At 67.2% G+C, this 25,902-nt stretch carries 22 protein-coding genes; 10 read left to right on the top strand and 12 right to left on the bottom strand.

Going from position 1 to position 25,902, the window contains the following annotated elements:
- Positions 1-44 precede the first annotated feature (44 nt).
- Positions 45-1,283 carry a bifunctional folylpolyglutamate synthase/dihydrofolate synthase gene (locus C4N9_RS02325; protein WP_109531766.1) on the top strand — a complete coding sequence of 413 codons (1,239 nt, stop codon included), beginning with the start codon at positions 45-47 and terminating at the stop codon, positions 1,281-1,283.
- A 30-nt stretch (positions 1,284-1,313) separates the two neighbouring features.
- On the opposite strand, the gene C4N9_RS02320 is transcribed toward C4N9_RS02325, so the two are convergent.
- Positions 1,314-1,853, bottom strand: a complete 540-nt coding sequence (locus C4N9_RS02320) for an SRPBCC family protein (protein ID WP_109531657.1) — start codon at positions 1,851-1,853, stop codon at positions 1,314-1,316.
- Positions 1,854-2,023: 170 nt separating this feature from the next.
- Here C4N9_RS02320 and C4N9_RS02315 point away from each other — a divergent pair, with 170 nt between their 5' ends.
- On the top strand, positions 2,024-2,734 hold the full coding sequence (locus tag C4N9_RS02315; protein ID WP_109531656.1) for a response regulator transcription factor: 711 nt from the start codon (positions 2,024-2,026) through the stop codon (positions 2,732-2,734).
- 86 nt (positions 2,735-2,820) lie between these two features.
- Here the strand turns inward: C4N9_RS02315 and C4N9_RS02310 are convergent, their stop codons facing one another.
- Together C4N9_RS02310 and C4N9_RS02305 are read right to left on the bottom strand one after the other, a co-directional pair.
- Positions 2,821-4,263 carry a lytic murein transglycosylase gene (locus C4N9_RS02310; RefSeq protein ID WP_245902424.1) on the bottom strand — a complete coding sequence of 481 codons (1,443 nt, stop codon included), beginning with the start codon at positions 4,261-4,263 and terminating at the stop codon, positions 2,821-2,823.
- 139 nt (positions 4,264-4,402) lie between these two features.
- Complete coding sequence (locus C4N9_RS02305; protein ID WP_245902423.1) at positions 4,403-5,491, bottom strand: ABC transporter ATP-binding protein; 1,089 nt, start codon at positions 5,489-5,491, stop codon at positions 4,403-4,405.
- Positions 5,492-5,728: 237 nt separating this feature from the next.
- Between C4N9_RS02305 and deoC the strand changes: the two genes are divergently transcribed.
- From deoC to C4N9_RS02290, 3 genes are all read left to right on the top strand, one after another.
- The gene (deoC, locus tag C4N9_RS02300; RefSeq protein WP_109531655.1) at positions 5,729-6,679 is read left to right on the top strand and encodes a deoxyribose-phosphate aldolase; all 951 of its coding nucleotides are present in this window, start codon (positions 5,729-5,731) and stop codon (positions 6,677-6,679) included.
- A gap of 7 nt (positions 6,680-6,686) precedes the next feature.
- Positions 6,687-8,984 (top strand): aldehyde dehydrogenase family protein, encoded by a 2,298-nt coding sequence (locus C4N9_RS02295; RefSeq protein WP_109531654.1) that lies wholly within the window; start codon positions 6,687-6,689, stop codon positions 8,982-8,984.
- Positions 8,985-9,225: 241 nt separating this feature from the next.
- Positions 9,226-10,545 carry an MFS transporter gene (locus tag C4N9_RS02290; RefSeq protein WP_109531653.1) on the top strand — a complete coding sequence of 440 codons (1,320 nt, stop codon included), beginning with the start codon at positions 9,226-9,228 and terminating at the stop codon, positions 10,543-10,545.
- A 6-nt stretch (positions 10,546-10,551) separates the two neighbouring features.
- Here the strand turns inward: C4N9_RS02290 and C4N9_RS02285 are convergent, their stop codons facing one another.
- The 5 genes from C4N9_RS02285 to rimP all read right to left on the bottom strand — a co-directional run bounded on the left by C4N9_RS02285 (position 10,552) and on the right by rimP (position 16,932).
- Complete coding sequence (locus tag C4N9_RS02285) at positions 10,552-11,439, bottom strand: homocysteine S-methyltransferase family protein (protein ID WP_109531763.1); 888 nt, start codon at positions 11,437-11,439, stop codon at positions 10,552-10,554.
- Between the two features lie 85 nt (positions 11,440-11,524).
- Positions 11,525-14,059 (bottom strand): translation initiation factor IF-2, encoded by a 2,535-nt coding sequence (infB, locus tag C4N9_RS02280; RefSeq protein WP_109531652.1) that lies wholly within the window; start codon positions 14,057-14,059, stop codon positions 11,525-11,527.
- Positions 14,060-14,067: 8 nt separating this feature from the next.
- The gene (locus C4N9_RS02275; RefSeq protein ID WP_109531651.1) at positions 14,068-14,691 is read right to left on the bottom strand and encodes an RNA-binding protein; all 624 of its coding nucleotides are present in this window, start codon (positions 14,689-14,691) and stop codon (positions 14,068-14,070) included.
- A 12-nt stretch (positions 14,692-14,703) separates the two neighbouring features.
- A complete protein-coding gene (gene nusA / locus C4N9_RS02270; RefSeq protein WP_109531650.1) occupies positions 14,704-16,317 on the bottom strand; it encodes a transcription termination factor NusA in 1,614 nt (537 codons plus the stop codon).
- A gap of 3 nt (positions 16,318-16,320) precedes the next feature.
- Positions 16,321-16,932: a ribosome maturation factor RimP gene (gene rimP / locus C4N9_RS02265; protein ID WP_109531649.1), complete on the bottom strand. Its 612-nt coding sequence runs from the start codon at positions 16,930-16,932 to the stop codon at positions 16,321-16,323.
- Between the two features lie 196 nt (positions 16,933-17,128).
- On the opposite strand from rimP, the gene C4N9_RS02260 reads away from it, so the two are divergent.
- A complete protein-coding gene (locus tag C4N9_RS02260; RefSeq protein ID WP_168192092.1) occupies positions 17,129-18,013 on the top strand; it encodes an esterase-like activity of phytase family protein in 885 nt (294 codons plus the stop codon).
- On the opposite strand, the gene pip is transcribed toward C4N9_RS02260, so the two are convergent.
- Positions 18,010-18,993: a prolyl aminopeptidase gene (pip, locus tag C4N9_RS02255; RefSeq protein WP_109531647.1), complete on the bottom strand. Its 984-nt coding sequence runs from the start codon at positions 18,991-18,993 to the stop codon at positions 18,010-18,012. The genes C4N9_RS02260 and pip overlap by 4 nt on opposite strands.
- A gap of 72 nt (positions 18,994-19,065) precedes the next feature.
- Here pip and ubiG point away from each other — a divergent pair, with 72 nt between their 5' ends.
- From ubiG to C4N9_RS02235, 4 genes are all read left to right on the top strand, one after another.
- Complete coding sequence (gene ubiG / locus C4N9_RS02250) at positions 19,066-19,803, top strand: bifunctional 2-polyprenyl-6-hydroxyphenol methylase/3-demethylubiquinol 3-O-methyltransferase UbiG (RefSeq protein ID WP_109531646.1); 738 nt, start codon at positions 19,066-19,068, stop codon at positions 19,801-19,803.
- A gap of 105 nt (positions 19,804-19,908) precedes the next feature.
- Positions 19,909-20,673, top strand: a complete 765-nt coding sequence (locus C4N9_RS02245) for an IclR family transcriptional regulator (RefSeq protein WP_109531645.1) — start codon at positions 19,909-19,911, stop codon at positions 20,671-20,673.
- Between the two features lie 86 nt (positions 20,674-20,759).
- Positions 20,760-22,049, top strand: a complete 1,290-nt coding sequence (locus C4N9_RS02240) for an aspartate aminotransferase family protein (RefSeq protein ID WP_109531644.1) — start codon at positions 20,760-20,762, stop codon at positions 22,047-22,049.
- Positions 22,046-22,975, top strand: coding sequence for a phosphotransferase enzyme family protein (locus C4N9_RS02235; RefSeq protein WP_109531643.1), 930 nt, complete (start codon positions 22,046-22,048; stop codon positions 22,973-22,975). The genes C4N9_RS02240 and C4N9_RS02235 overlap by 4 nt, the downstream gene beginning before the upstream one ends.
- A 115-nt stretch (positions 22,976-23,090) precedes the next feature.
- Here C4N9_RS02235 and kce read toward each other — a convergent pair whose 3' ends face one another.
- The 3 genes from kce to C4N9_RS02220 are packed head-to-tail and all read right to left on the bottom strand — an operon-like array spanning position 23,091 to position 25,901.
- Positions 23,091-24,023, bottom strand: coding sequence for a 3,5-dioxohexanoate:acetyl-CoA acetone transferase (kce, locus tag C4N9_RS02230; RefSeq protein WP_109531642.1), 933 nt, complete (start codon positions 24,021-24,023; stop codon positions 23,091-23,093).
- A 1-nt stretch (position 24,024) separates the two neighbouring features.
- Positions 24,025-25,041, bottom strand: a complete 1,017-nt coding sequence (locus C4N9_RS02225; protein ID WP_109531641.1) for a branched-chain amino acid ABC transporter permease — start codon at positions 25,039-25,041, stop codon at positions 24,025-24,027.
- A complete protein-coding gene (locus C4N9_RS02220) occupies positions 25,038-25,901 on the bottom strand; it encodes a branched-chain amino acid ABC transporter permease (RefSeq protein WP_109531640.1) in 864 nt (287 codons plus the stop codon). Before C4N9_RS02220 ends, C4N9_RS02225 begins: the two co-directional genes overlap by 4 nt.
- Position 25,902: the final 1 nt, after the last annotated feature.

Here is a 25,902-nt window from a genome sequence, read left to right as displayed (position 1 = left end):
CCCCCTCGCCGAGCGCCCCGCGTTCCGACGTCATCCTTGAACGGATGATGGCGTTGCATCCGAAGATCATCGACCTGACGCTGGACCGCGTCTGGGCGCTGCTGGAAAAGCTGGGCAACCCGCAAAACGACCTGCCGCCGGTGATCCATATCGCCGGAACCAACGGCAAGGGCTCGACCCAGGCGATGATCCGCGCCGGGCTGGAAGCGGCGGGCAAGCGCGTTCATGCCTATACCTCGCCGCATCTGGCGCGGTTCCATGAACGCATCCGCATCGCCGGATCGCTGATCACCGAGGACGCGCTGACCGAGGTGCTCGACGAGTGCTACGCCGTCAATGGCGGCACGCCGATCACCTATTTCGAGATCACCACCGTCGCCGCCATCCTCGCGTTTTCGCGCGTGCCGGCGGATTTCCTGCTGCTCGAAGTGGGGCTGGGCGGGCGGCTCGATGCCACGAACGTGGTGGCGAAACCGGCGCTGACGATCATCACCCCGGTGTCGATCGACCATCAGCAGTTTCTGGGCGAGACGCTGGCGCAGATCGCCGGGGAAAAGGCCGGGATCATCAAGCGCGGCGTGCCCTGCGTGGTCGGCCCGCAGGAGGACGACGCGCTCGACGTGATCGAGGCCCGCGCAGCCGCGCTGGGTGCGCCGGTTCTGGCCTTCGGTCAGCATTGGCATTGCTTCGAAGACGCGGGCTCGCTGGTGTTCCAGGACGAGAACGGGCTTCTCGACCTTGCCCTTCCCAACTTGCCCGGCCCGCACCAGATCCAGAATGCGGGCGCCGCGCTGGCGGCCCTGCGTGCGCTGGGCTTCGATTCGGATGCCTGCGAGGCGGCGGTGACGCAGGCGCAATGGCCCGCGCGGATGCAGCGCCTGCGCGAAGGTCCCCTGCCCGACAGCGCGCCCGAGGCCGAGCTGTGGCTCGATGGCGGGCATAACCCGGCGGCGGGGGCGGCAATCGCGGCGACGCTGGACCGGTTGCCGCCGCGCCCCACATGGCTGATCTGCGGGATGCTCAACACCAAGGATATCGGCGGGTTCATGCGCCCGCTGGCCGGCCATGCCGAGGCGCTTTACGCGGTGTCGATCCCGGGGGAAACGGCAACCCTGCCCGCCGAGGCGACGGCGAAAGCCGCGACCGATGCCGGGCTGACGGCGCATGTGGCGGACAGCGTGCAGGCCGCGCTCGACGCGATCACGCGCGAGACGCCCCATGCCCGCGTGCTGATCTGCGGCTCGCTCTATCTGGCGGGCGGCATCCTGCGCGAGAACGGCTGAGCGTGCTCAGCCGTTCCCCTTTCGCGGCATTCACCGCCCGGTCAGCTTGCGGAACCAGCCCTTGTTCGGGGTGTCCTCGGCCGCCGCCTCCTCGGCGTCGGCCTCTTCCGGTTTCGGGCCTTCCACCGCGTCGGTGAACCGGTCGAAGAAATCGTCCGCCATCTTGCGCGCAAAGCCGTCGATGATCCGGCTGCCCAGCTGCGCCAGCTTGCCGCCGACCTTGGCGTCGACATCGTAGCTCAGCACCGTGCCCTCGGCCCCGCTGTCCAGCGTCACGGGTTCCAGCGTCACATGCGCCTCGCCCTTGGCAAAGCCCGCAGCGCCGCCCTTGCCCTCGCCGACCAGCGTCAGGCTCTGGCCTTCGACCACATCGGCGAAGCTGACCACGCCCTTGAACGTGGCTTTCACCGGGCCGACCTTCTGCACCACGGTCGCCTCGAAGCCGTCTTCGGGGTTGCCGGTCAACTCCTGGCAGCCGGAAACCGCGTCCTTCAGAACCTCGGGGCTCTGCAAGGCCGCCCAGACCACCGGAACCGGCGCTGCGATCGTGCGGGTATCTTTCATCTGCATGGCGTGTGCCTCCCTCTCGGCGCGCAGGATAGGGCAGCGATGCGCGGGACGAAAGCAGGCTTTGGTCTGTGAGACCTTGGTCGCAAGACCCGCGCGGGGCCCGCCACCTTGGTGCCGGTTCCGGCAGGCCGCCGGGCCTGTTATTCTGGGCCAGGAACACGGAGATCGCCATGGCCGCAGCCTCGCCAATCGCCCCGGACAATCCCGATGACCCGAACGGCCAGACCGCCGCGCGCGGCTTTGGCCGGGCGCTGATCGTCGACGACCACCCGCTTTTCTGCGACGCGCTGGCGCTGACCCTGCGCGCGGTGGCGGGCGTGATCGACATCGACACCGCGCATTCCCTGGCCGAGGCGCTTGCCCGGCTGGACACCGCGCCGCTGCCCGACCTGCTGCTGCTCGACCTGGACCTGCCCGATATCGACGGGCTCGGCGGTCTGCTGCGGCTGCGCGCCGCGCATCCCGACCTGCCGGTGCTGGTCGTGTCCTCGATGACCGAACCGCGGCTCGTCCGGGCCAGCGTAGCCGCCGGCGCGCGCGGTTTCGTCCCCAAGCATTCCGGCCGCGAGATTTTCCGCACCGCGCTCGATGCGCTCGCGCGGGGCGAAACCTGGCTGCCCGAAACCGCCCAGCAGGCCGCCGGGGACGAGGCCGACAGCGTCGCGCGCCTTGCCCAGCTTACCCGCCAGCAGGCGCGCATCCTCGACCTTCTGTGCCAGGGCCGGCTGAACAAGCAGATCGCCTTCGAGCTTTCGATCGCCGAGACCACGGTCAAGGCGCATGTCACCGCGATCATGCGCAAGCTGGGCGTGCAAAGCCGCACGCAGGCCGTGCTGATCGCGCAGCAGGCCCGGTTCACCAGCTTCCTCCCCGAAGGCTGACGCCTGCCCTCTTTGTTCCGGAAATATCCTCGGGGGGTGAATTGGCCAAAGGCCAAGAGGGGGGCAGACAGCCCCCCTTCCCTGTTTCAGCGCCGCATCCGTTCGAGCAGCGCGAGCGAGACATAGCCGTCGGGCGCCAGCCCGTTCTGCGCCTGCCAGTCGCGCACGGCGGCCAGCGTGCCCGATCCGACCCGCCCGTCGATATCGCCGTCGTAATGGCCCGCGCGCGCCAGATGCTGCTGCAGCTCCTCGCGCTCGGGGCGGCTGAGCGGCCGGTCGTCGCGCGGCCAGCTGGCCACGAAGCCCGGCCCGTCGCGCAGCCGGTCGGCCAGATGACCGATGGCGATAGCGTAGGCGTCGGCATTGTTGTAGCGCTTGATCACGCGGAAATTCCGGAAGGCCAGGATGGCGGGCCCGCGCGATCCGGCCGGAAACATCAGCGTCGCCTCGCCCGAGCGCGGCAACGACGCGCCGCGTTGCGGGCGCACGCCCAGCCGGGTCCATTCGCCGACATCGCGGCTGGTATTGGCGAGCCGGGGATTGAAGTTCGACGGGATCGTCACCTCGACCCCCCAGGGCTGACCGCGCTGCCAGCCGTGATCCGCCAGATAGGCCGCCGTCGAGGCCAGCGAGTCGGTGGGATCGTCCGACCAGATATCGCGCCGCCCGTCGCCGCGGAAATCGACCGCATAGGCCAGGTAGCTTGTCGGGATGAACTGGGTATGCCCCATCGCCCCCGCCCAGCTTCCGACCATGTGGCTGGCATCGACATCGCCCGCCTGGATGATCCGCAATGCGCCGATCAGCTGCTCTTCGTAGAAATCCGCGCGGCGCGAGGAAATCGCCAGCGTGGCCAGCGCCGGCAGGATCGGCGTGCGGCCGCGCAATTCGCCGAACGAGCTTTCCAGCCCCCAGACCGCGACCACGACCTCGCGCTCGACTCCGTAGCGCGCCTCGATCTCGCCCAGAAGGGTGCGGTAACGGCTCAGCGCGCGGCGGCCATTGTCGATGCGCGCCTGCGACACCGCGCTGTCGAGATAGGCCCAGATCGGGCGGCTGAATTCCGGCTGATGGGCCTCGCGTTGCAGGATCTCGTCATTGGGACGAATCCCCGCCATCGCGGTATCGAAAACCCGCGCGGTGATGCCTTCGCGCAGCGCGCGGGTGCGGAAATCGCGCAGCCAGGCATCGAACCGGGCATTCCCGCTGGCGCCCGGGACCGGCGCCGGGGTGGCGGGCCGCGCGGCCGCCCGCAGGCCTGCGGGCCGGGCATTGGGGCGCAGGCTGCTTGCCGGGGCCAGCAGCGCCAGAGCCGTGGCCCGCGCGCTGACCGTCGTCGCCTGCGGCGTGGCGGCACGGGTCGCAGGCTCGGGCGATTGCGGCGCGGGGGGAACCGCGGCCTGACGTTGGGCGTTCAGTTCAGGACGCGGCATCGGGCGCGGCGACACCTCGACCGAGGCAAGCGCCGTTCCGGCCACCGAGACCGACACAAAGGCCGTGAGCCAGAGGAATCCGGCACGAAAAGACATCTGAAGCCTGCTCTTTGCTTTGTTTTCCCGGATCATACCGCAAACTCGCCTTTTACGGAAGCGACGGGAACGGGTGTGAGCGGAACTACGCGATTCCACTGCTGCCATGTCTGCGCGGCGGGCTGAGCCGAAGCCGCCCTCAGGTCAAAGGCACGACGCAGTCGCAGATCCGCATGTTGACGCGCGTTCCATCGGGATGGTCCTGCCCGGGCCCCGAGATGACGACGAAGCAGGTTTCGTCCTTGCTCACCCAGTAGATCTGATCGTGACCGCGGAATTCGCGGCCGACGATCACCGCCGCCCCGTTCGGATCGGCTTCAAGCATGATCTGTTCGGGCCGCACGGCCAGCGAAACCGAGCCATTGGCCGCCCGCGTCATCGGCAGATCGCCAAAGGGCGTATGCACGTTCATCCCCTCGGCCCGGCCCGACACGATGTTCGATCGCCCGATGAAATTCGCCACGAATTCCGAGACCGGGTTGCGATAAATCTCGTCCGGGGTGCCTAGCTGCACGATGCGCCCGCCATCCATCACCGCGATACGGTCGGCCAGCGCCAGCGCCTCTTCCTGATCGTGGGTCACGAGGATCCCGGCAGAGCCCGTGGATTTCAGCAGTCGCCGGACCTCTTGCCGCGTTTCGATCCGCATTTTCGCGTCGAGATTCGAAAACGGCTCGTCCAGCAGGATCAGCTGCGGCGCCACCGCCAGCGCGCGGGCCAGCGCCACGCGCTGTTGCTGCCCGCCCGACAATTGATGCGGGCGCCGCCGGCCCAGATCGGACAGGCCGACCAGTTTCAGCATCTCCTCGGCCCGGCTTCTGGCCTGCGCGCGCGGCAATTTGCGCAGCCCGAAGCGGACATTGTCCAGCACCGACAGATGCGGGAACAGCGCGTAATCCTGGAACACGAAGCCGATGCCGCGCGCTTCGGGCGGCAGGCCGGTGATGTCGTGGCCGTCGAAGGTGATCGTGCCCTCGTCGGGCGTCTCGAAACCGCCGATCATCCGCAGCGTGGTGGTCTTGCCGCAACCCGACGGCCCCAGCAGCGCCAGCAACTCGCCCTCACCCAGCGCCAGCGAGACGCGCTCGACCGCGGCGGTCGAGGCATGGGGAAAGGATTTGCGCAACCGGTCGACCTCGAGCAACGGCTTGACGGGCCGCTGGCGAAAACCGAGGGGCGAGGCCTCGGCGGGCATTCTGAAATTGCGGGTCGCGGGCAGTTCGGTCATCCGAGCAGGCGCCTTTCAGCCAATTCCAACCGTTGCACTTGGGAATATGGGATTAGGCGCGGGGCGACGGGATGTCAATTTTCTTTGGTGTGAACGCCCGCAAGCGTAACAATCACAAGCGTTGGACCGGTGTCCGCGCAACGACGCCGCGTTTTTTGACCATCCGGTCAAGCCGGGATTGCAGGGGGGCGGGCTGTCGATCATACTTCTGTCTTTCATCGCTGCCGGAAGCCCCTCATGTCGCACGACCGTAACGCCGGACTGCCCCTGACGACCGACTGGTTCGACCGCATCCAGATCAACCGCCCCGCCGCCGAGCGCCGGGCGGCGAGCCTGCTGGCGCGGCGGTCGGTGAAGAAAGAGCATCAGGCGGCGTGGCTGGTGAATGCCATCCGTTGCATGGACCTGACGACGCTGGCCGGCGACGACACCGAGAACCGCGTGGCCCGGCTTTGCGCCAAGGCGCGCCGTCCCATCGCCGACCACATCGCCGAGGGGCTGGGCCTGACCGAGATGCCGAAAACCGGCGCGGTCTGCGTCTATCCGACGATGGTCGGCGCGGCCAAGCGGGCGCTGTCCAACAGCGGGATCCCGGTGGCCTCGGTCGCTACGGGGTTTCCCGCCGGGCTGATGCCCTTGGACCTGCGGCTGGCCGAAATCCGTTACGCGGTCGATCAGGGCGCCGACGAAATCGACATCGTCATCACCCGCGCGCATGTTTTCGACGGCAACTGGCAGGCGCTTTACGATGAGATCGCCACGATGCGCGAAGCCTGCGGCGACGCGCATATGAAGGCGATCCTTGCGACCGGCGATCTGGTCACGCTGTCGAACGTCTACAAGGCGTCGATGGTGGCGATGCAGGCAGGCGCGGATTTCATCAAGACCTCGACCGGGAAAGAAGGCGTCAACGCGACGATCCCCGTTTCGCTGACAATGGTGCGGGCGCTGCGCGACTATGGCGACCGGACGGGCGTAAAGATCGGCTTCAAGCCCGCGGGCGGGATGAAGACCGGCAAGGACGCGCTGTCCTGGCAGATCCTGATGAAGGAAGAGCTGGGCCGCGACTGGCTGGAACCCGACCTGTTCCGCTTCGGCGCTTCGTCCATGCTGGGCGATATCGAGCGTCAGCTCGAGCATTACGTCACCGGGCGCTATGCCGCCTCGCACCGCCACGCCATCGCCTGAGGAACCCATGCCCACTGTCACGGAAGCCCTGCAGATGATGGATTACGGCCCCGCCCCCGAGTCCGCGAGCATCGCGCAAGACTGGTTGAAGGACCGCAGCTTCGGTCACTTCATCAATGGTGCGTTCATCAAGCCTGGTGAGACCTTCGCGGTCACCAACCCCGCCACCGGCGGCGAGCTGGCGCATGTCGCGCAGGGCAGCGCCGAGGACGTGGCCGACGCGGTGAAGGCCGCGCGCGGTGCGGCGAAAGGCTGGGCGAAGCTCTCGGGCGGGCAGCGGGCGCGGCATCTCTACGCTTTGGCCCGGCTGATGCAGAAGCGCGAGCGGCTGTTTGCCGTGCTGGAATCGCTGGATAACGGCAAGCCAATCCGCGAATCGCGCGATATCGATGTGCCGCTGGCGGTGCGCCATTTCTATCACCATGCCGGCTGGGCCGAGCTTCTGGCCGATGAATTCCCGGGGATGCGCCCGCATGGCGTCTGCGGGCAGATCATCCCGTGGAACTTCCCGCTGCTGATGCTGGCGTGGAAGGTTGCGCCCGCGCTGGCCGCCGGCAACACGGTGGTGCTGAAACCCGCCGAATACACCCCGCTGACCGCGCTGCTGTTCGCTGAGCTCTGCATCGAAGCCGGGCTGCCCAAGGGCGTTGTCAACATCGTCACCGGCGACGGGCGCACCGGCGCCGCGCTGGTCGAGGCCGAGGTCGACAAGATCGCCTTCACCGGCTCGACCGAGGTCGGGCGCCTCATCCGGCAGGCGACGGCAGGCACTGGCAAAGCGCTGACGCTGGAGCTGGGTGGCAAGTCCCCGTTCATCGTCTTTGCCGAGGCCGATCTCGACGCCGCGGTCGAAGGCGTGGTCGACGCCATCTGGTTCAACCAGGGCGAAGTCTGCTGCGCAGGCTCGCGGATCCTGGTGCAGGAACAGGTGGCCGAGACCTTCACCAACCGGCTGAAAGCCCGCATGGCCAAGCTGCGCGTCGGCGATCCGCTCGACAAGTCCACGGATATCGGCGCGGTGGTGCACACAACCCAGCTGGAACGCATTCGCGGGCTGGTCGATCAGGCGGTGCAACAGGGCGCGGTACTGCATCAGGCGCCGGTGCCGAACGGGCCGGGCAGTTTCTGCGCGCCCATGCTGCTGACCGATCTGGGGGCCGCCAATATCGCCAATACCGAGGAAATCTTCGGCCCGGTCGTGACGCTGATGACTTTCCGCACGCCGGGCGAGGCGGTGGAACTGGCCAACAACACCCGCTACGGCCTTGCCGCGAGCCTGTGGACCGAGAACCTGACGACCGCGCTGGATATCGCGTCTCAGGTCAAGGCGGGCGTGGTCTGGATCAACGGCACCAACATGTTCGACGCCAATGCCCCGTTCGGCGGGATGCGCGAGTCTGGCTTCGGGCGCGAAGGCGCGCGCGAGGGGATGCTGGCCTACCTCACCTCGGACGAGGCCACGGGCAAGGAGCGCAAGGCGCCTGCCCCGCTGTCGGCCCTGCCCGCCTCGGCCTCGGGCGACGCGGTGGACCGCACGCGCAAGCTCTATATCGGCGGTGCGCAGAAGCGCCCCGATGGCGGCTATTCCTATGCCGTGGATGGCGCGCAGATTCCGCTGGGCGGGCGCAAGGACATCCGCAACGCGGTGGAAGCGGCGCACAAGGCGTCGGGCTGGTCCAGGGTCACTGGACACAACCGCGCGCAGGTGCTGTATTTCCTGGCCGAGAACCTGAACGCCCGCGCCCGCGACTTTGCTCCGAAGGACGAGGTCGCGCAGGCGGTCGAACGCGCCTTCTACTGGGCGGCCTGGGCGGACAAGTATGACGGCAAGGTCCATTCGACGACCGGCCCGAACGTCACGCTGGCGATTAAGGAACCCTTCGGCGTCATGGGCGTGATCTGCCCCGAGGAAGCGCCGCTTCTGGGCTTCGTCTCGACCGTGCTGCCCGCGATCGCCATGGGCAACCGGGTCGTGGCCGTGCCCTCGCAGGCGAACCCGGTGCCCGCGCTGGATCTGTACCAGGTGCTCGACACGTCGGACGTGCCGGGCGGCGTGGTCAACATCGTCACCGGCCCGCGCGCGGAACTGACCGACACGCTGGCCAAGCATGACGACGTCGCCGCGTTGTGGGTCTTTGCCGATGCCGAAACCTGCCTGAGCGCCGAGCGACACTCGGCAGGCAACCTGAAACCCGTCTGGGCCGAGAGCCGCGCGCGCGACTGGTCGGGTCCGGCCGGCCAATCGCGCGACTTCCTGCGCCGCGCGGTTCAGGTCAAGACGGTCTGGGTGCCCTACGGCGCCTGATTTTCCCAGATAACGCACGCGACCACGTGCCAATGATCCCGGTCGGGGGCCAACGCCCCTGTCCGGGCATTCCGGGTTGGGAAACACGGAAGGCAAAAGGGTCGGAGCGCGCGCCTTGACGGGCGGGCGTCCCGACCCTTTTCGCCAATATCCCGGCCATGCAATTTCAAACCCGGCGCCGTTTTCCCCGTCCTTGATTCAGCGCATTGCGCGACGCCCGCCGCGCGGTGATAGTCGTGGCATGCTCAGCGCCCTTGCCAACCCGGTCTATCGTCGCCTGTTCACCGCCCAGATCGTTGCGCTTCTGGGCACGGGCCTGCTGACCGTGGCGCTGGGGCTTCTGGCGCATGACCTTGCCGGGGCCGAGGCCGGGCGCGTTCTGGGCACCGCGCTGGCGATCAAGATGGTGGCCTATGTCGGTCTGTCGCCGCTCATGCAGGCGGTGATTACCCGGCTGCCGCGCAAGGCGGTGCTGGTCGCGCTGGATCTGGTCCGCGCCGCCGTCGCGCTGATGCTGCCCTTCATCGACGCGGTGTGGCAGATCTATGTCCTGATCTTCGTTCTGCAGGCGGCCTCGGCGGGGTTCACGCCGCTGTTCCAGGCCACGATCCCCGAGATCCTGAAGGACGAGGACACCTATACGCGCGCGCTGTCCCTCTCGCGGCTGGCCTATGACCTGGAAAGCCTGCTCTCACCGCTGCTGGCCGCCGCCTTGCTGACGGTGATGCCGTTCTCGTCGCTCTTTGCCGGCACGGCGGCGGGATTCGCTGTCTCGGCTGTTCTGGTGCTGGGCACGCGACTGCCGCCCCCGGCGCAAACCGCCAGGCGCGGGGTCTGGGAACGGACCACGCGCGGTATCCGGCTGTATCTGGCGACGCCCCGCCTGCGCGGCTTGTTGGCTGCCAACCTCTCCATCGCGGCCGCGGGGGCGATGGTGATCGTCAATACCGTGGTCATCGTGCAGACGGGCTTCGGCATGGATCAGAGCGCCGTCGCCATCGCCTTTGCCGCGTTCGGGGGCGGGTCGATGCTGGCCGCCCTGCTGCTGCCGCGCTTTCTGTCCACGCATCGGGACCGCCCGGTGATCCTGACCGGCGCCGCGCTGCTGGCCGTGGGAACAGCGCTGGGGCCCCTGGCGCTGAGTTTCGCTTTGCTCGCGATTCTGTGGCTGGTGATCGGCTTCGGCTACGGGCTGGCGCTGACCCCGGCGGGGCGCTTGCTGAACCGCTCGGCCCATCCCGAGGACCGGCCCGCCATCTTCGCCGCGCAATTCGCCCTGTCCCATGCCTGCTGGCTGATCACCTATCCGGCGGCGGGCTGGCTGGGTCCGGTGCTGGGCATGAACGCCACCTTCCTCGTTCTGGCCGCGATGGCGGCGCTGGGTGCGGTGCTGGCCTGGCGGCTGCTGCCGGTGGATGACGGGCAGGACGTGGTGCATCAGCATCCCGACCTGCCTCCCGATCATCCCCATCTCCGGGCCTATACCGATGCGCGGACCCACAGCCATCATCACCCGATCATCATCGACGACCTGCACCGCGACTGGCCGCGCGCAATGTGACAGCGCTCAGCCGTGGCGGGCGTGCAGCGCCGCGATATGCGCCGCACCGATGCCGCAACAGCCGCCGATCAGCGTGGCCCCGGCGGCAACCCAGCGGTCGGTCCAGCGGGTATAGCTGTCGGGCGTCAGGTCATCGCGGATCGCCGCCAGAACCTCGTTCGCCGCGCCATCCTCGCCGCGCGCGGTGAAGGCATTGGCATAGACGCCGACCGGGATGCGCGCGGGCAGGGCCGCGCGGGCCTCGGTCACGGCTTTTTCCATCACCTCGGGCATCGAGCAGTTGAATAGCACCGCCTCGGCGCCCTGCCCCATCGCCAGCGCGACGGCCTCGGCCACGCTTTCGCCCGAGCGCAGCGCCGGCGCGCGCCGATCATCGCCCGGATCGTCGCGCAGGCTGAACGAGATCCAGAGCGGCTTGTCCGAGCCCGCCACCGCCCGTGCCGTCACCCGCGCCTCGTCGAGGCTGCTCATCGTTTCGGCCAGCCACAGATCGACATGCGGCGTCAGGCCACGGACCAGCACCGACAAAATGCGCGCCCCGGCCACCGGGTCGAAATCGCGCGGCAGGTACGAGCCGCAGGCGGGCGGCAGCGAGCCGGCGACGCGCGCGCCGGAATGCTTGCGGGCCGCGTCGCGGGCAAGACGTCCGGCCAGATCGGCCAGCGCCTGCCCACGCTCGGCGAAACGCGCCGCGCCGATATGGTAGGGCACGACGGCATAGGTGTTGGTGGTGGCGATGCTGGAACCGGCGCGAAAGAACGCCTCGTGCGCGGCCTGCACCGCCTGCGGGTGGTCCATCAGCGCCCCGGCGGACCATTCGGGCTGGCGCAATTGCGCACCATAGGCCAGCAATTCGCGGCTCAGGCCGCCGTCGAGCAGGGTGATCGGGGACATGTCGGCCTTATACAAGCCGCCCTGGCAAAAGAAAACGGACCGGCGGGTTGCCCTGCCGGTCCGTTCGGATGCCCTGAACGCGGGATCAGTCGAGCGTGCGTTCGACCGTCGTGCGTTCGAAGATCTCGATGACGTCACCCTGGCGGATGTCTTCGTAATTCTCGAAGGCCATACCGCATTCCTGGCCGGACTGGACGTCCTTGACCTCGTCCTTGAAGCGCTTGAGCGTCTTCAGCGTGCCTTCGTGGATCACCACGTTGTCGCGCAGCAGGCGCACACCGGCCGAACGGCGGGCGACACCTTCGGTGACCAGACAACCGGCAACCTTGCCGACGCCCGACACCTTGAAGACTTCGCGAATCTCGGCGTAGCCGATGAAGTTCTCGCGCACTTCGTCTTTCAGCAGGCCCGAGGCCGCCGCCTTGATGTCGTCGATCAGGTCGTAGATGATCGAGTAATAGCGGATCTCGACGCCCTTCTGCTGGGCCGAGTTCCGCGCCATCGCATTGGCCCGGACGTTGAAGGCGATGATCGGCGCGCCCGAGGCTTCCGACAACCCGACATCCGAATCCGTGACCGCGCCGACACCGTAATGCAGCACGCGCACGCGGACCTCGTCGTTGCCGACTTTCTCCAGCGCCTGAACGATCGCCTCGGCAGAGCCCTGCACGTCGGCTTTCACCAGAACCGGCAATTCGGCCACGTCCTGATCGGCCTTGGCCTTGGCCATCATCTGTTCGAGCGTCGTCGCGGCACCAGCGGCAGCGCGCTTGTCTTTCGCGGCTTCCTCACGGTACTCGGCGATCTCACGCGCCTGCGCTTCGGTCTCGACCACGTTCAGGACGTCACCGGCTTCGGGCGTGCCGTTCAGGCCCAGCACCTCGACGGGAACCGAAGGCCCGGCTTCGTCGACGCGTTCGCCCTTGTCGTTGATCAGCGCGCGGACCTTGCCCCATTGCTCGCCCACGACGAAGATGTCGCCGCGCTTGAGCGTACCGTTCTGAACCAGAACGGTGGCAACCGGACCGCGACCCACATCGAGCTTGGCCTCGATGACCGCACCCTGCGCGGCACGCGCCGGGTTGGCCTTGAGTTCAAGGATCTCGGCCTGCAGCGCAATGGCTTCCAGCAGGCTGTCCAGACCCTGGCCGGTAATGGCCGAGACTTCGACATCCTGCACGTCGCCGCCCATCTTTTCGACGACGACTTCGTGCTGCAGCAATTCGGTGCGCACGCGGTTGGCATCGGCGGCCGGGCGGTCGATCTTGTTGATCGCCACGATCATCGGCACGCCCGCCGCTTTCGCGTGGTTGAGTGCTTCGATCGTTTGCGGCATGACCGAGTCGTCGGCCGCCACGACCAGAACCACCACGTCCGTCACCTGCGCGCCACGGGCCCGCATCGAGGTGAAGGCCGCGTGACCGGGCGTGTCGAGGAAGGACAGGACCGCCCCCGATTCCGTAGTCACCTGATAGGCGCCGATATGCTGCGTGATGCCGCCGGCTTCGCCGGAAACCACGTTGGTCTGGCGAATGGCGTCCAGAAGCGAGGTCTTGCCGTGGTCGACATGGCCCATGATGGTGATGATCGGCGGACGCGAGACGAGATCCTCGTCCTTGTCCTCGACCGTGTCGATGACCTGTTCGACATCGGCATCCGACACGCGGACCGCGCGGTGGCCGAATTCCTCGATCACCAGCTCGGCGGTATCGGCGTCGATGGGCTGATTCATCGCCACCATCATGCCCATTTTCATCAGCGACTTGACCACGTCGGCGGCGCGCTCGGCCATCCGGTTGGCAAGTTCCTGAACGACGATGGTTTCGGGCAGCTGGACGTCACGCGCCTGCTTTTCGGCGCGCTGACCCTGACCCATCGCCTTGGCGCGGGCCTTTTCCTGCTTGCGCTTCATCGCGGCGAGCGACCGCTGGCGGCCCCCCTCGTTGCCGCTGAGCGCCGCGTTGAGCGTCAGCTTGCCGGCACGACGGCCGCCGGCATCGCCGGCGCCCTTCTTGCCGCGCTGGTCGCGGTCGTCGCGTTCGCGGTCGGTCTTGCGCGGGGTCGGCGCACCGCCACCCCGGACCGGACCCCGGTCGGCCGCACCGCCGGGAGCGGCCCGGTCGGCAGGCTTCTCGGCAGCGGCGGGCGCAGCCTTGGCCGCGGCGGCATCGGCTTTCGCCTGCTCCGCTTCGGCGACCTTGCGCGCCTCTTCCTCTTCCTTGGCCTTGCGGGCCTCTTCGCGCTCGCGTTCCTCACGCTCGCGCTGCTCGGCTTCCTGCCGGCGCCGCTCGCGATCTTCCTCGCGCTGCTTTTCCTCTGCCGCGCGCTGCGCAGCTTCCTCCGACTCGCGGGCCTTGGCCGCGCGCACGGCAGCGAGGCGACGCTCCATTTCCGCGTCCGAGATCCCGGCGGGACGGCGGTTGCCGCCGCCACCCGAAGCCGGCTTGGAAGACGACGCATCGCCAGACGCCGCGGAGCCGGGTTTCGGCACCACCACGCGTTTGCGCTTCGTCTCAACCACAACCGCCTTGGTCCGCCCGTGGCTAAAGCTTTGCTTCACCTGACCGGGGGTCGAGCCGCCGCGCAGCCCAAGGGGTTTCTTGCCGTCTGTATCGCTCATGCGTCTCGTCAATCCTCTCCGGTGGCATCGGCACCACCGACTGTCCCGCGCATTCGCGCGAGTTTCGCCGCTTCCTCTACTACACGTGACGACAGACCGCCATAGGCAAGCGCGGCATGGATCACATGTTCACGGCCAAAAGCCGAACCCAGCTCTTCGGCGGTGAGGCAACCGATATAGCTGCCTCCCTCTGCCGGGGGTCTGAGCTTCGTCTTTCCCCGCTCGGATCCGTCCGAGGCCTGGATCAGCACCTCTGCCGTTTCCGTCGTCAACCAGTCGCGGACCTTTTCATAGCCCGCCACGGCCTGCCCCGCCTTGCGGCCCAGCGCGATCAATTCGATCACGCGCCGGGTCAGCAGGTCATGGACCAGGTCGTCCAGCCCGTCGGGCACCGTCACCGGCGCCCTTGCCGCCCGGGCGAACAGCTTGCGCTTGCCCGCCTGGGCGATGGCCGCCCTGTCGGCCGAGACATAGAGGCCCCGGCCCGGCAGCTTGCCCTCGATATCGGGCACGATCTGCGAGTCCGGGCCGACCACGAAGCGGATCAATCCGCCCCGGGGCTGCGTTTCGCCGGTGGCGATGCAGCGCCGCTCGGGCTCGTCGCGGTCCTTGATGCGCCCGCCCCGCGTCATGGTCAGGGCTCCTTACGCCTCTTCCTCGCCCTCGGCGATCTCTTCCTCGACTTCCTCGGATTCGAGGTCCGCCGGATCGACCCAGCCAAGCTGGATACGGGCCGTCATGATCAGGGTCTGAGCTTCTTCGAGGCTCATCTCGAAGGGCTCGAGAATACCGTCGTCTTTCGTCCGCTGGCCGTCGACCGTGGTCCAGCCACCGGCCAGTTCCCAGTCGGCGCAGGTGGCGAAGTCTTCGAGCGACTTCACGCCATCCTTGGCCAGTGCTTCAATCATCTGGGGTGTCAGACCCTCAAAGTCAATGAGGCTCTGCTCGACACCCAGAGCGCGGGCATTGTCCAGCGCCGCCTGATTGGCCGCTTCGATCTTGTCGCGGGCGCGGGCCTGCAGCTCGGTCGCGGTGTCTTCGTCGAAGCCGTCAATCGCCAGCAGCTCGTCGATTTCGACATAGGCCACTTCTTCCAGGTTGGTGAACCCTTCGGCCACCAGAAGCTGCGCCATCATCTCGTCGATATCCAGCGCTTCCATGAACAGGTTGGTACGCTCGGTGAATTCGGCCTGACGGCGGGCGGATTCGTCCGATTCCGTCATGATGTCGATGTCGAGACCCGTGAGCTGGCTGGCCAAGCGCACGTTCTGACCGCGACGGCCGATGGCCAGCGACAGCTGTTCATCAGGCACGACGACCTCGATGCGCGCGGCATCTTCGTCGATCACGACTTTCGAGACCTCGGCCGGCTGCAGCGCGTTCACAAGGAACGTCGCCTGATCTTCGTTCCACGGAATGATGTCGATCTTCTCGCCCTGCAATTCGTTCACCACGGCCTGCACGCGCGAGCCGCGCATACCGACGCAGGCGCCGACCGGGTCGATCGAACCGTCATAGCTGATCACGGCGATCTTCGCGCGCGAACCCGGATCGCGGGCCACGGCCTTGATCTCGATGATGCCGTCGTAGATTTCCGGCACTTCCATCTTGAACAGCGCGGCCATGAAATCGGGCGCGGTGCGCGACAGGAAGACCTGCGGGCCACGGGCCTCGCGGCGCACATCCTTGATGAAGCACCGGATGCGGTCGTTCGGGCGATAGCTTTCGCGACCGATCTTCTCGTTGCGGCGCAGGATGCCTTCGCCACGGCCGATATCGACGATGATGTTGCCGTATTCCTCGCGCTTGACGGTGCCGTTGATGATCGTGCCGGCGCGGTCCTTGAACTCGTCGTACTGGCGATCGCGCTCGGCCTCGCGGACCTTCTGCAGGATCACCTGCTTGGCCGATTGCGCGGCGATGCGGCCCAGCTCGACGGGGGGCACGTCATCTTTCAGCTCATCGCCGATCTGCGGGTCGGCCATGTATTGCCGGGCCTGCTCGACGGTGAGCTGCGCGTGGTGGTTTTCGAATTCCTCGTCCTCGACCACGGTGCGCACGCGGGTGAACTGCGCGCGGCCGGTCTTGCGGTCGATATGCACGCGGATGTCCATATCGGCGCCGTAACGCGATTTCGCGGCGCGGGCGAGGCTGTCTTCCATCGCCTGAACGACCAGTTCGGGGTCGATCAGTTTCTCGCGCGCGACCGCTTCGGCGGTTTGCAGCAGTTCAAGCTGGTTGGCGCTGGTAATGGCCATCTGTCACTCCTCCTCGGAAGCGCTGTCGGTTTCGATGGTGTCGAAGTCGGATTCGTTGATGACGCCCGCGGATTTCCGCGCGCGCAGGGTTTCCTCGATCAGCTCATCCGTGAGGATCAGCTTGGCATCGCTCAGCCACTCGAATTGCAGGCCGATGATCAGCGGCTCGCCGTGATCCTCGATCTCGATCAGGACCTCGTTGTCCTCGACGCCCTGAAGTGTGCCCTTGAAGCGGCGGCGGCCGTCGATAAGCTCGTTGGTTTCCAGCCGTGCCTCGTATCCCGACCAGGTGTCGAAATCCTTCAGCCGGGTCAGCGGGCGGTCGATGCCGGGGCTGGAGATTTCCAGCACATAAGCGTCTTCCAGCGGATCCTCGACATCCAGGACGGCGCCCACCAGCGTGGTGATCTCGCCCAGTTCGTCGATCTCGATCCCGCCTTCGGGCCGGTCCGCCATGATCTGCAGCGTGCGCGTCTTTCCCGCCATGAGGCGCAGGCGCACCAGTTCGAAACCGGCGGCTTCGATCGCGGGTTTGACGATGGCGGCAAGGCGCCGGTCGACAGCGGCACGGGCCACCAGATCGCCGATGTCTTCGGGTTGTGTCTGCTCGCTCATTGCGGCGAACTCCAGAAATAAAAAAACGGGCCGAAGCGGCCCGCGAATGTGTCCGGTGGGCTGAAGGTTTGGACCCCCCAGCACCGCTGTTGAAGGCGATATACGCCCGGGTCGCGCGAAATTCAAGCGATATATGCGTGTGACGCCCGGTGACGGATTCCCTCGTGCCCCGACGAGCGCTAGGATCGGCGCCGCCATGCGTTATTCCCGCCGCAACGTCTTGACCCTGGGCGCCGCCAGCGCCGCCACCGCTCTGCTGCCGGCAAGGGCGGCGCGCGCGCATATCGTTCAGCCCGACACGCTGCTGCGCTGGTCCGAACCGGGCGAGTTCTTCGGCGGCTTCTCGGGCCTCGAACTGAGCAGCGACCGCACGCGCGCGCTGTTTCTCAGCGACCGGGGCTTCGTGGTCCGCGCGCGGATGATCCGCGACGCGTCGGGCACCCTGACGGGGATCGAGCGGATCGAGCATTTCCGCCTGCGTGGCACTGCCGGTAACGCGCTGCGCGGCGGGCGCGGCGATTCCGAGGGGCTGGACCAGCGTCCCGACGGCACGCTCTATGTCTCGTTCGAGAACCGCCGCGGACGGATCTCGGTCTATGCCGACGAACGCGGACCGGCGACCGCGCTGCCGGTCGCGCAAAGCTGGGCACGCCTGCCGCAGAACGAAAGCCTTGAAAGCATCGCCGTCGACGATCAAGGCGCGGTCTATGTGCTGCCCGAGGCGCAGCTCGACGGCACCTTCCCGCTGTATCGCCTGCGCCAGAACTGGGAGATCCTGGCGCTGATCCCCGACCGCGACGGGTTCAAGCCGGTGGGGCTGGATTTCGGTCCGGACGGCAACCTGTACATGCTGGAGCGGAAATTCCGCCTGGCGTTTTTCGCAAGCCGCATCAGCCGCCTGCGCCCCGGCGCCTGGGGCCGGCCCGAAACGCTGGTCGAAACCGCGATGGGCGCGCTGGACAATCACGAGGGGATCTCGATCACCCGCGATGCGCAGGGGCATCTGTGGGCGACCACGGTGTCCGACGACAACCAGAACGCCCTGCAGCGCACCGAGATCGCCGAATACCGCCTGACCTAGGCGTCCAGAATCCCGGCGCTCTTGATCCCTTCCATCACCGCGACAAGTTCGCGGGTGATGCCGGGTTCGGACAGCGCATGGCCGGCCATCGGCACCAGCGACAGCGTGCTGCCCGACCATGCCCGGTGCAACCGCCAGGCGGTCACGGGCGGGCAGATCATGTCGAATTGGCCCTGCACGATGGTGCCGCGCACGCCGTTCAGCTTCCAGATATCCTCGAGCAACTGGCCGTCGCGCTCGAAGAAGCATTTATGCGTGAAATAGTGATTTTCGAGCCGCGCGAAGGCGCGGGCGTAATCCACCGGGGTCTCGTAGGGAAAGCGTGTCTCGACCGTGGCCAGCGCGTTCTCCCAGTCCGACCACAGGCGGGAATAGCGCGTTTCCTTGGCGAAGACGCCGGAGAACAGCCGCCGGTGATAGGCGGCGATCAGGTCGTGCTGTTCCTCGGGCGGGATCGCATCGGCAAAGCGCGACCACAGCTCGGGATAGAACCGCCCCGCGCCGCCGCCATAAAACCAGTCCAGCTCGGCCTGGGTGCCCATGAACACCCCGCGCAGCACCAGCCAGGCGGCACGGGCGGGATGCGCCTGCGCATAGGCCAGCGCCAACGTCGCGCCCCAGCTGCCGCCGAACACGATCCAGCGCCCGATTCCCAGCGTCTGGCGGATCCGCTCGATATCGGCGATCAGGTGCTGGGTGGTGTTCGCCTCGACACTGGCGTGAGGCCGCGAGCGTCCGCAGCCGCGCTGGTCGAACAGGACGATCCGGTAATGCCGGGGATCGAAAAAGCGCCGCATCATCGGGCTGCACCCGCCACCCGGCCCGCCATGCAGCACCACCACGGGCACACCGTCGGGATTGCCGCATTCCTCGACATACAGGCTGTGTCCGTCGCCCACCTCCAGCATCTGCCGGTTGTTGGGCTCGATCGGCGGATAGAGATGCGCGGCTGCGCTCTTTTGCTCGTGGGACTTGTCCATCATCCGGTCTATATACGGCTCGGCGGTGGCATTCCACGGGATGCGGACACAAAAGGCAAGGCGGAGCGCAGCATGAACAGCACCATCGACCCGGCAGAAGTCGCGAAATTCGAGGCCATGGCCGCCGATTGGTGGAATCCGCATGGCAAGTTCAAGCCGCTGCACATGCTCAATCCCTGCCGTCTGGATTACATCACCAGCCAGATCGCCGCCGAGTTCGACCGCGACCTGTCGCAGCCGCGCCCGTTCGACGGGCTGCGTCTGCTGGATATCGGTTGCGGCGGCGGGCTGTTGTCGGAACCCATGGCGCGTCTGGGCGCCGAGGTGGTCGGCGCCGACGCGGCCGAGCGCAACATTCCCGTAGCGCAGGTCCATGCGCAGCAATCGGGGCTCGACATCGACTATCGCCACACCACGGCCGAGGATCTGGCCGCGGCGGGCGAGCGGTTCGACGTGGTGCTGAACATGGAAGTGGTCGAGCATGTCTCGGACCCGCTGGCCTATCTGACCGCCTGTCACGACCTGCTGAAAACCGGCGGGCTGATGATCTGCTCGACCATCAACCGCAATCCGAAAAGCTATGCGATGGCGATCTTCGGCGCCGAGGTGGTGATGCGCTGGCTGCCGCGCGGCACGCATGAATGGTCGAAATTCATCACCCCCGACGAGCTTTACGCGCTGATCGGGCAGGCCGGGCTGGACCCGGTGGACCGCAAGGGGATGGTGTTCAACCCGATCCTGTGGAGCTGGTCCTTGTCCGAACGCGACCTGTCGGTGAACTATGTCACCGCCTCGATCCGCCGGGATTAGGGCGCGACCGGGCCGCTTGCGCAGAGCGGCGACACCCCGGCCTTGTCCCTTGCCCTGCGGCGGCGGTTCCGGTTTCTGTGAGGGCCGGATCGGAAGGATGCCGCGATGAAGACGGTGAACAAGGCGATGCGGCTGTTGCGCCAGTTCACGCTGGAACAGCCCGAGATCGGTCTCAGCGAGCTTGCGCGGGTGACCGGCGAGGACAAGGCGGTGACGCGCCGCCTGCTGGTCGCCTTGATGGAAAACGGGTTCATCGAGCAGAATCCCGAAACGCGGAAATACTTCCTGGGCTCGGGGTTCCTGTCGCTGGCGCGGCTGCGTGAGGCATCGGTGCCGATGGTCAGGGCGACGCAGATCGTCGCGCGCTGGCTGAGCGGGGTCAGCGACGAAACCGTCCATGTCAATGTGCCGGGACGCACCAGCATGACGACCGTCGCGTATCACCTGCCGCCGCGCGGAAATGTCATCAACCTGAAACCGGCGGAACGCTACCCCTATCACGCGGCGTCCTCGGGCCTGGCCTATCTGGCGCGCACGACCCCTGAGCGGCAGGCCGAGATTCTGGCCCTGCCGCGCGAGCGGCTTACCCCGGCCACCGTGATCGACGAGCCCACGCTGCGCGACCTTGTCGCGCAGGCCCGGGCGCAGGGCTATGCCGTCAGCCGCAACACCGTCGAACAGGGCGTGGCCGGCGTGGCGATGGCCTTTTTCCTCGAAAGCGCCACGGACCCCGCGGGGACGATCTCGATCACCGTTCCCGAGGCGGGCCTCACACCCGACCGCGAGACAGAGCTTGTCGCGCTGCTGCGGCGGGCGGTGCGCAATCTGGAAACCGCCCTGACGGGCCGCAGCCGCTCGTCGGTGCTATAATCGCACCGCTTCGGTGAATTCCTTTCCTGCAAGGCGTCCCGCTGGCAGTGTCCGCCGCAACAAGCCTGCCTGAACGGAACGTGCCCATGCCCCGCACCACGCAAACCCTGATCAGCGACCGCCGCCGGTATCTCGGCCCGAATGTCTCGACCTTTTACGACGAGCCCGTGCACGTCGTCCGGGGCGAGGACGTCTGGCTGTGGGATGCGGACGGGCGGAAATATCTCGATTGCTACAACAACGTGCCGCATGTGGGGCATTGCAACCCGCGCGTGGTCGAGGCGATCTGCCGGCAGGCATCGACGCTCAACACCCATACCCGTTACCTGCATGACGGCATTCTCGATTACGTCGCGCGCCTGACCGGGACGATGGATGACAGTCTGGACAGCGCGATCCTGACCTGCACCGGCTCGGAAGCCAACGACATCGCCCTGCGCATGGCCGAAGCGATGACGGGCAAGCGCGGGATCATCGCGACGGACGCCACCTATCACGGCAACACCGCGCTGGTCAGTCAGCTCAGCACCTCGAACCCGCCGAAAACGGGGTTCGGGCTGGGCCAGTATTTCCGTTTCGTCGAAGCCCCCGACAGCTATCGCCGGCCCGATCCCGACGGCACCCTTTTCGCCGAGGCCGTGGCCGAACAGATCGCCCGGCACGAGGCCGAGGGCACCGGCTTCGCCGCCCTGCTGATCTGTCCCTATTTCCTGAACGAAGGCTTCCCCGATCATCCTGATGGCTGGCTCAGGCCGGTGGCCGACGTCGTGCGCCGGGCCGGGGGTCTTCTGATCTGCGACGAGGTGCAATCCGGTTTCGGCCGCACCGGCACGCATCTGTGGGCGCACGAGAAAATGGGCGTGGTGCCCGATATCCTGACGCTGGGCAAACCGATGGGCAACGGCCATCCCGTCGGCGGCGTGGTCACGCGCTCGGAGATTTTGCAGCGTTTCCGCGAGGGCTATCGCTATTTCAACACTTTCGGCGGCAACCCGGTCTCTTGCGCCGCCGCGATGGCGGTGCTGGACGAGCTTGATGACCGCGATCTGGTCGCGCAGGCCGCGATCGTGGGGAACCACGCGCGTGCCCGCCTGCGCGCCCTCGGCGAACGCCACGCGGTCATCGGCGATGTGCGGGGTTCCGGTCTGGTCTTCGGCGCGGAATTCGTGCTGGACCGCGACAGCCGCGAACCCGCCGTGGCCTATACCGACCGCGTGGTGAATGCCCTGCGGCAGGAAGGGTTCCTGTTGTCGAAACTCGGCCGCCATCGCAATACGCTGAAGATCCGCCCGCCCATGCCTTTTACCACCGCGCATGCCGACAGCCTGATCGACGCGCTGGACGACGTGCTGTCGCGCCTGCCGGTGACGCCATGAGCGCGCCGGACGGGATGCTGGCCCGCTGGGGTCTGGACGGCGCCGCCACGCAATTGGTGGCCCAGCGCGAGAACAAGGTCTGGCGGGTCGAGCAAGGGGGCCGTGTCGTCGCCCTGCGGCTGCATCGCCCGGGCTATCGCACGCAGGCCGAGCTGGCCTCCGAGCTGGACTGGCTGCAGGCGCTGCATGAGGGGGGCCTCGGCGTTCCGCGCCCGGTCCCCGGCCTTGACGGTGCGATGCTTCAACCGCTGGAGAACGGCTATGCCAGCGTTCTGAACTGGCTTCCCGGTCGCCCGATGGGCGTGACGGGCACGCCGCTCGACCTGCCGGACCGCGCGGGATTGTTCCGCCAGCTGGGTCGCGACATGGCGCGGATGCATGACGTCAGCGATGCCTGGGCCCGTCCGGCGGGTTTTGCGCGCGCATCCTGGGACCGGGCGGGGCTGGTGGGCGAGGCGCCGCTCTGGGGGCGGTTCTGGGAGAACCCGATGCTCGACCCCCGGGACCGGGCGCTGTTCGAAGGGTTCCGGGCACGGGCCGATGCGCAGCTGGCCCAGATCGACGCAACCGCGGACAGGGGCCTGATCCATGCGGATCTGGTACGCGAGAACATCCTCATCGACGGCGCGCAGCTGCATTTCGTGGATTTCGATGATGGCGGTTTCGGCTACCGGCTGTTCGACCTTGCCACGACCCTGTTCAAGGCCCGTCCGGAACCGGATTATCCCGTTCTCAGAGATGCCTTGCTGGACGGGTACGGCGCCGTGCGCGCCATCGATACGCGCGCGCTCGACCTGTTCATCGCCTTGCGCGCGAGCAGCTATCTGGGATGGATCGTCCCGCGCCTGAGCGAGCCCGGCGCGTCGGAACGCAGCCAGCGGTTCCTCACCGCCGCGCGCGAGCTTGTCGCGCAGCAGGTAGCCTGAACCGGGCGGTGCAAGACCGCCACGGCAGGGCTTTCCGTCGCACCATCCCGGGTCCCCGTCGCGGCGCGTCCCGCGAGACGCCGGTGATCCGGCGCCCGCGTCACGCCCCCAAGGCTCAGAACGCGACCTTGTCGCCGCCCTTCAGATCGAGGATTTCGCGCGCTTCGTCCGGGGTGGCGACGGCGTGGCCGAGGTCTTCGATCAGCCGGCGGATCTTGGCGACCTGCTGGGCGTTCGATCCGGCCAGCTCGCCGCGGGTAATGAACAGGCTGTCCTCCAGCCCGACACGGACATGCCCGCCCATCTGCGACGCCGTCACCGCCATCGGGATCTGCGCGGCGCCCGCGGCCAGAACAGACCAGCGGTACTGATCGCCGAAGAGCTTGTCGGCAGTGCGTTTCATGAACACCAGGTTTTCCACGTCCGCGCCGATCCCGCCCAGGATCCCCAGCACGAATTGCAGGAAGATCGGCGCCTTGAAGTGTCCCTGATCCAGCATGAATTTCAGGTTATACAGGTGGCCGACATCGTAGATCTCGTGCTCGAACTTGATCTCGTGCGGGGCCAGCGTCTCGGCCGCTTCCTTGATGTCCTTGAAGGTATTGCGGAAAATGTTGCCCTCGGAGCCTTCGACATAGGATTTCTCCCAGTCGAATTTCCATTCGGCATAGCGGCTGGCCAGCCCGTGGAAGCTGAAATTGAGCGAGCCCATATTCATCGAGCACATCTCGGGCGAGAAGGTCTTGGCGGGGGCGATCCGCTCCTGGATCGAGGCCGTCAGCGACCCCCCGGTCGAGATGTTCACCACCGCATCCGTGGCCTGCTTGATGCGCGCGAGGAAGGGCGCGAAATCGCCGGGGTCGATCGAGGGCGCGCCGGTATCCGGGTTACGCGCATGCAGATGCAGGATCGAGGCGCCGGCCTCGGCCGCGGCGATCGCCTGCGTGGCGATCTGATCGTAGGTATAGGGCAGAGCGTCCGACATGGTGGGCGTATGAATCGCCCCCGTTACTGCGCAGGTGATGATGGTCTTCGGTTTGCGGGCCATGTCAGGCCTCCTTCTTGGCAAGGCCGCTCACCCGTCGGCTGAGCGGGAAAAGTTCAAGGCCCCAGCGATCACGCAGGAATCCCCACAGACCGCGCGGCGCGAACAGCATGATGACGATGGCGACGATGCCAAGCGCAATCAGATACAGCGTCCCCAGATCGGCGAGCGTCTCGCGCAGGGCGAAGAAGATCAGCGTTCCCAGGATCGGACCTTCGAGCGTGCCGATTCCACCGATCACGACGATGAAGATGACAAAGGCGGTCCAGTCATTGGCGCTGAAGGCGGCATCGGGCGAGATGCGCAGCTTTTGCAGGAAGATCAGCGCGCCGATGAGGGCCGTCAGGCCCGAAACCACGACATAGACGGTGAACTTGGTGCGCCAGATGTCGATCCCCAGCGACCGCGCCGCCAGTTCGTTGTCGCGGATCGCGGTCAGCGCCACGCCCTGGCGCGAGCGCAGGAGCCAGACCACGGTTCCCAGCACCAGCGCCGCCGCGCCAAGCGCCAGCCACCAGGCCACCGCCTCGCGCGCGTCGCGCCCGTCGGCCAGCGAACGGACGATGTCGGGCGCCAGCGACGTGCCCGAGCCGCCGCCGAGGCTGGAAATCTGGGCGAATGACAACCGGAAAACCTCGGCCACGACCCAGGTGCCGATGGCGAAATAGGCGCCCCGCAGCCGGAAGATCAGCACCGCGACCGGGGCCGAGATCACAAACCCCGCCAGCACGACCAGGGGCAGCGCGGCATAGGGATGCAGCCCGGCCAGCATGGTCAGCGCGAAGAACAGGTAACCGCCGAAGCCGACATAGGCCTGCTGGCCCACCGATACCAGACCGGCATAGCCCGCCAGCAGGTTCCACAGGATGGCCAGCGACATATAGAGCGCGATCTCGCCCATCAGCCGCAGGTCGGCGCGGCCCGCCCACCACGGAGCCGCGATCAGCAGCAGAACGATGGGCACCAGCAGGATCAGCCAGGTGGTCGAAAGGCGGGTGCGGCGTGTGACTGAAAGGGTCATCCGTCGATCCTCGGGAACAGGCCGCGCGGGCGCAGGGCCAGTATGATCAGGAAAACGACATGTCCGGCAAGGATCTGATAGCCCGGGTCGATCTTTGCCCCCACGGTCTGCGCAACACCCAGGATCACGCCGCCTGCCAGCGTCCCCCACAGATTGCCCAGCCCGCCGATGATCACCGCCTCGAAGCCGAAGATCAGCCGCGCGCCACCGGCGGCCGGGTCAAAGGCCGTGCGGATCCCGAGGAACACGCCCGCCAGCGCCGTCACCGCCAGCGACAGGGCCATGGCCAACCCGAAGACATGCGCCCGGTTCAGCCCCATCAGCTGCGCCACGTCCTGCCGGTCCGATGTCGCCCGGAACGCCCGCCCCAGGGCGGTGCGGTAGAACATCCATTGCAGCGCCGCGATGACCGCGACGGCGGTGGCGAAGACCATCACCGGCATCAACCCCACCGCCAGCGGCCCGAGCGTGACCGACGCCGTCTCGATCGCGCCCGCCTGCAGATTCTGCGGATCGGCGGAATAGCCCATGAGCAGCGCGTTCTGCAGGATCACCGACAGGCCGAACGTCACCAGAAGGGGCGGCAGGATATCCTCGCCCATCGTGCGATTCAGGATCAGACGTTGCAGGGCGTAGCCGATCAGCGCCATGGTCGGCACCACCAGCAGCAGCGCCACCAGCGGGTTCAGGCCCAGCGCGACGCCGAAGCTGAGCGCGATATAGGCCGACAGCACGATCAGGTCGCCATGCGCGATGTTGACCAGCCGCATGACCCCGAAGATCAGCGACAGACCCGCCGCGAACAGGGCGTAAAGCCCGCCCAGCAGCACTCCCTGAACAAGGGCGTTGAGCCAGTCCATG

Origin of the sequence: Pararhodobacter marinus, from assembly GCF_003122215.1 — a bacterium.
In the GTDB taxonomy this organism is placed as follows: domain Bacteria; phylum Pseudomonadota; class Alphaproteobacteria; order Rhodobacterales; family Rhodobacteraceae; genus Pararhodobacter; species Pararhodobacter marinus.
This window is presented reverse-complemented; position numbering and strand designations above follow the sequence as displayed.

Bases quoted from the DNA above. Each gene is read 5' to 3' on its own strand.
- C4N9_RS02325 (WP_109531766.1), top strand. From the start codon at position 45: ATGATGGCGTTGCATCCGAAGATCATCGACCTGACGCTGGACCGCGTC.
- C4N9_RS02320 (WP_109531657.1), bottom strand. From the start codon at position 1,853: ATGCAGATGAAAGATACCCGCACGATCGCAGCGCCGGTTCCGGTGGTC.
- C4N9_RS02315 (WP_109531656.1), top strand. From the start codon at position 2,024: ATGGCCGCAGCCTCGCCAATCGCCCCGGACAATCCCGATGACCCGAAC.
- C4N9_RS02310 (WP_245902424.1), bottom strand. From the start codon at position 4,263: ATGTCTTTTCGTGCCGGATTCCTCTGGCTCACGGCCTTTGTGTCGGTC.
- C4N9_RS02305 (WP_245902423.1), bottom strand. From the start codon at position 5,491: ATGACCGAACTGCCCGCGACCCGCAATTTCAGAATGCCCGCCGAGGCC.
- deoC (WP_109531655.1), top strand. From the start codon at position 5,729: ATGTCGCACGACCGTAACGCCGGACTGCCCCTGACGACCGACTGGTTC.
- C4N9_RS02295 (WP_109531654.1), top strand. From the start codon at position 6,687: ATGCCCACTGTCACGGAAGCCCTGCAGATGATGGATTACGGCCCCGCC.
- C4N9_RS02290 (WP_109531653.1), top strand. From the start codon at position 9,226: ATGCTCAGCGCCCTTGCCAACCCGGTCTATCGTCGCCTGTTCACCGCC.
- C4N9_RS02285 (WP_109531763.1), bottom strand. From the start codon at position 11,439: ATGTCCCCGATCACCCTGCTCGACGGCGGCCTGAGCCGCGAATTGCTG.
- infB (WP_109531652.1), bottom strand. From the start codon at position 14,059: ATGAGCGATACAGACGGCAAGAAACCCCTTGGGCTGCGCGGCGGCTCG.
- C4N9_RS02275 (WP_109531651.1), bottom strand. From the start codon at position 14,691: ATGACGCGGGGCGGGCGCATCAAGGACCGCGACGAGCCCGAGCGGCGC.
- nusA (WP_109531650.1), bottom strand. From the start codon at position 16,317: ATGGCCATTACCAGCGCCAACCAGCTTGAACTGCTGCAAACCGCCGAA.
- rimP (WP_109531649.1), bottom strand. From the start codon at position 16,932: ATGAGCGAGCAGACACAACCCGAAGACATCGGCGATCTGGTGGCCCGT.
- C4N9_RS02260 (WP_168192092.1), top strand. From the start codon at position 17,129: ATGCGTTATTCCCGCCGCAACGTCTTGACCCTGGGCGCCGCCAGCGCC.
- pip (WP_109531647.1), bottom strand. From the start codon at position 18,993: ATGGACAAGTCCCACGAGCAAAAGAGCGCAGCCGCGCATCTCTATCCG.
- ubiG (WP_109531646.1), top strand. From the start codon at position 19,066: ATGAACAGCACCATCGACCCGGCAGAAGTCGCGAAATTCGAGGCCATG.
- C4N9_RS02245 (WP_109531645.1), top strand. From the start codon at position 19,909: ATGAAGACGGTGAACAAGGCGATGCGGCTGTTGCGCCAGTTCACGCTG.
- C4N9_RS02240 (WP_109531644.1), top strand. From the start codon at position 20,760: ATGCCCCGCACCACGCAAACCCTGATCAGCGACCGCCGCCGGTATCTC.
- C4N9_RS02235 (WP_109531643.1), top strand. From the start codon at position 22,046: ATGAGCGCGCCGGACGGGATGCTGGCCCGCTGGGGTCTGGACGGCGCC.
- kce (WP_109531642.1), bottom strand. From the start codon at position 24,023: ATGGCCCGCAAACCGAAGACCATCATCACCTGCGCAGTAACGGGGGCG.
- C4N9_RS02225 (WP_109531641.1), bottom strand. From the start codon at position 25,041: ATGACCCTTTCAGTCACACGCCGCACCCGCCTTTCGACCACCTGGCTG.
- C4N9_RS02220 (WP_109531640.1), bottom strand. From the start codon at position 25,901: ATGGACTGGCTCAACGCCCTTGTTCAGGGAGTGCTGCTGGGCGGGCTT.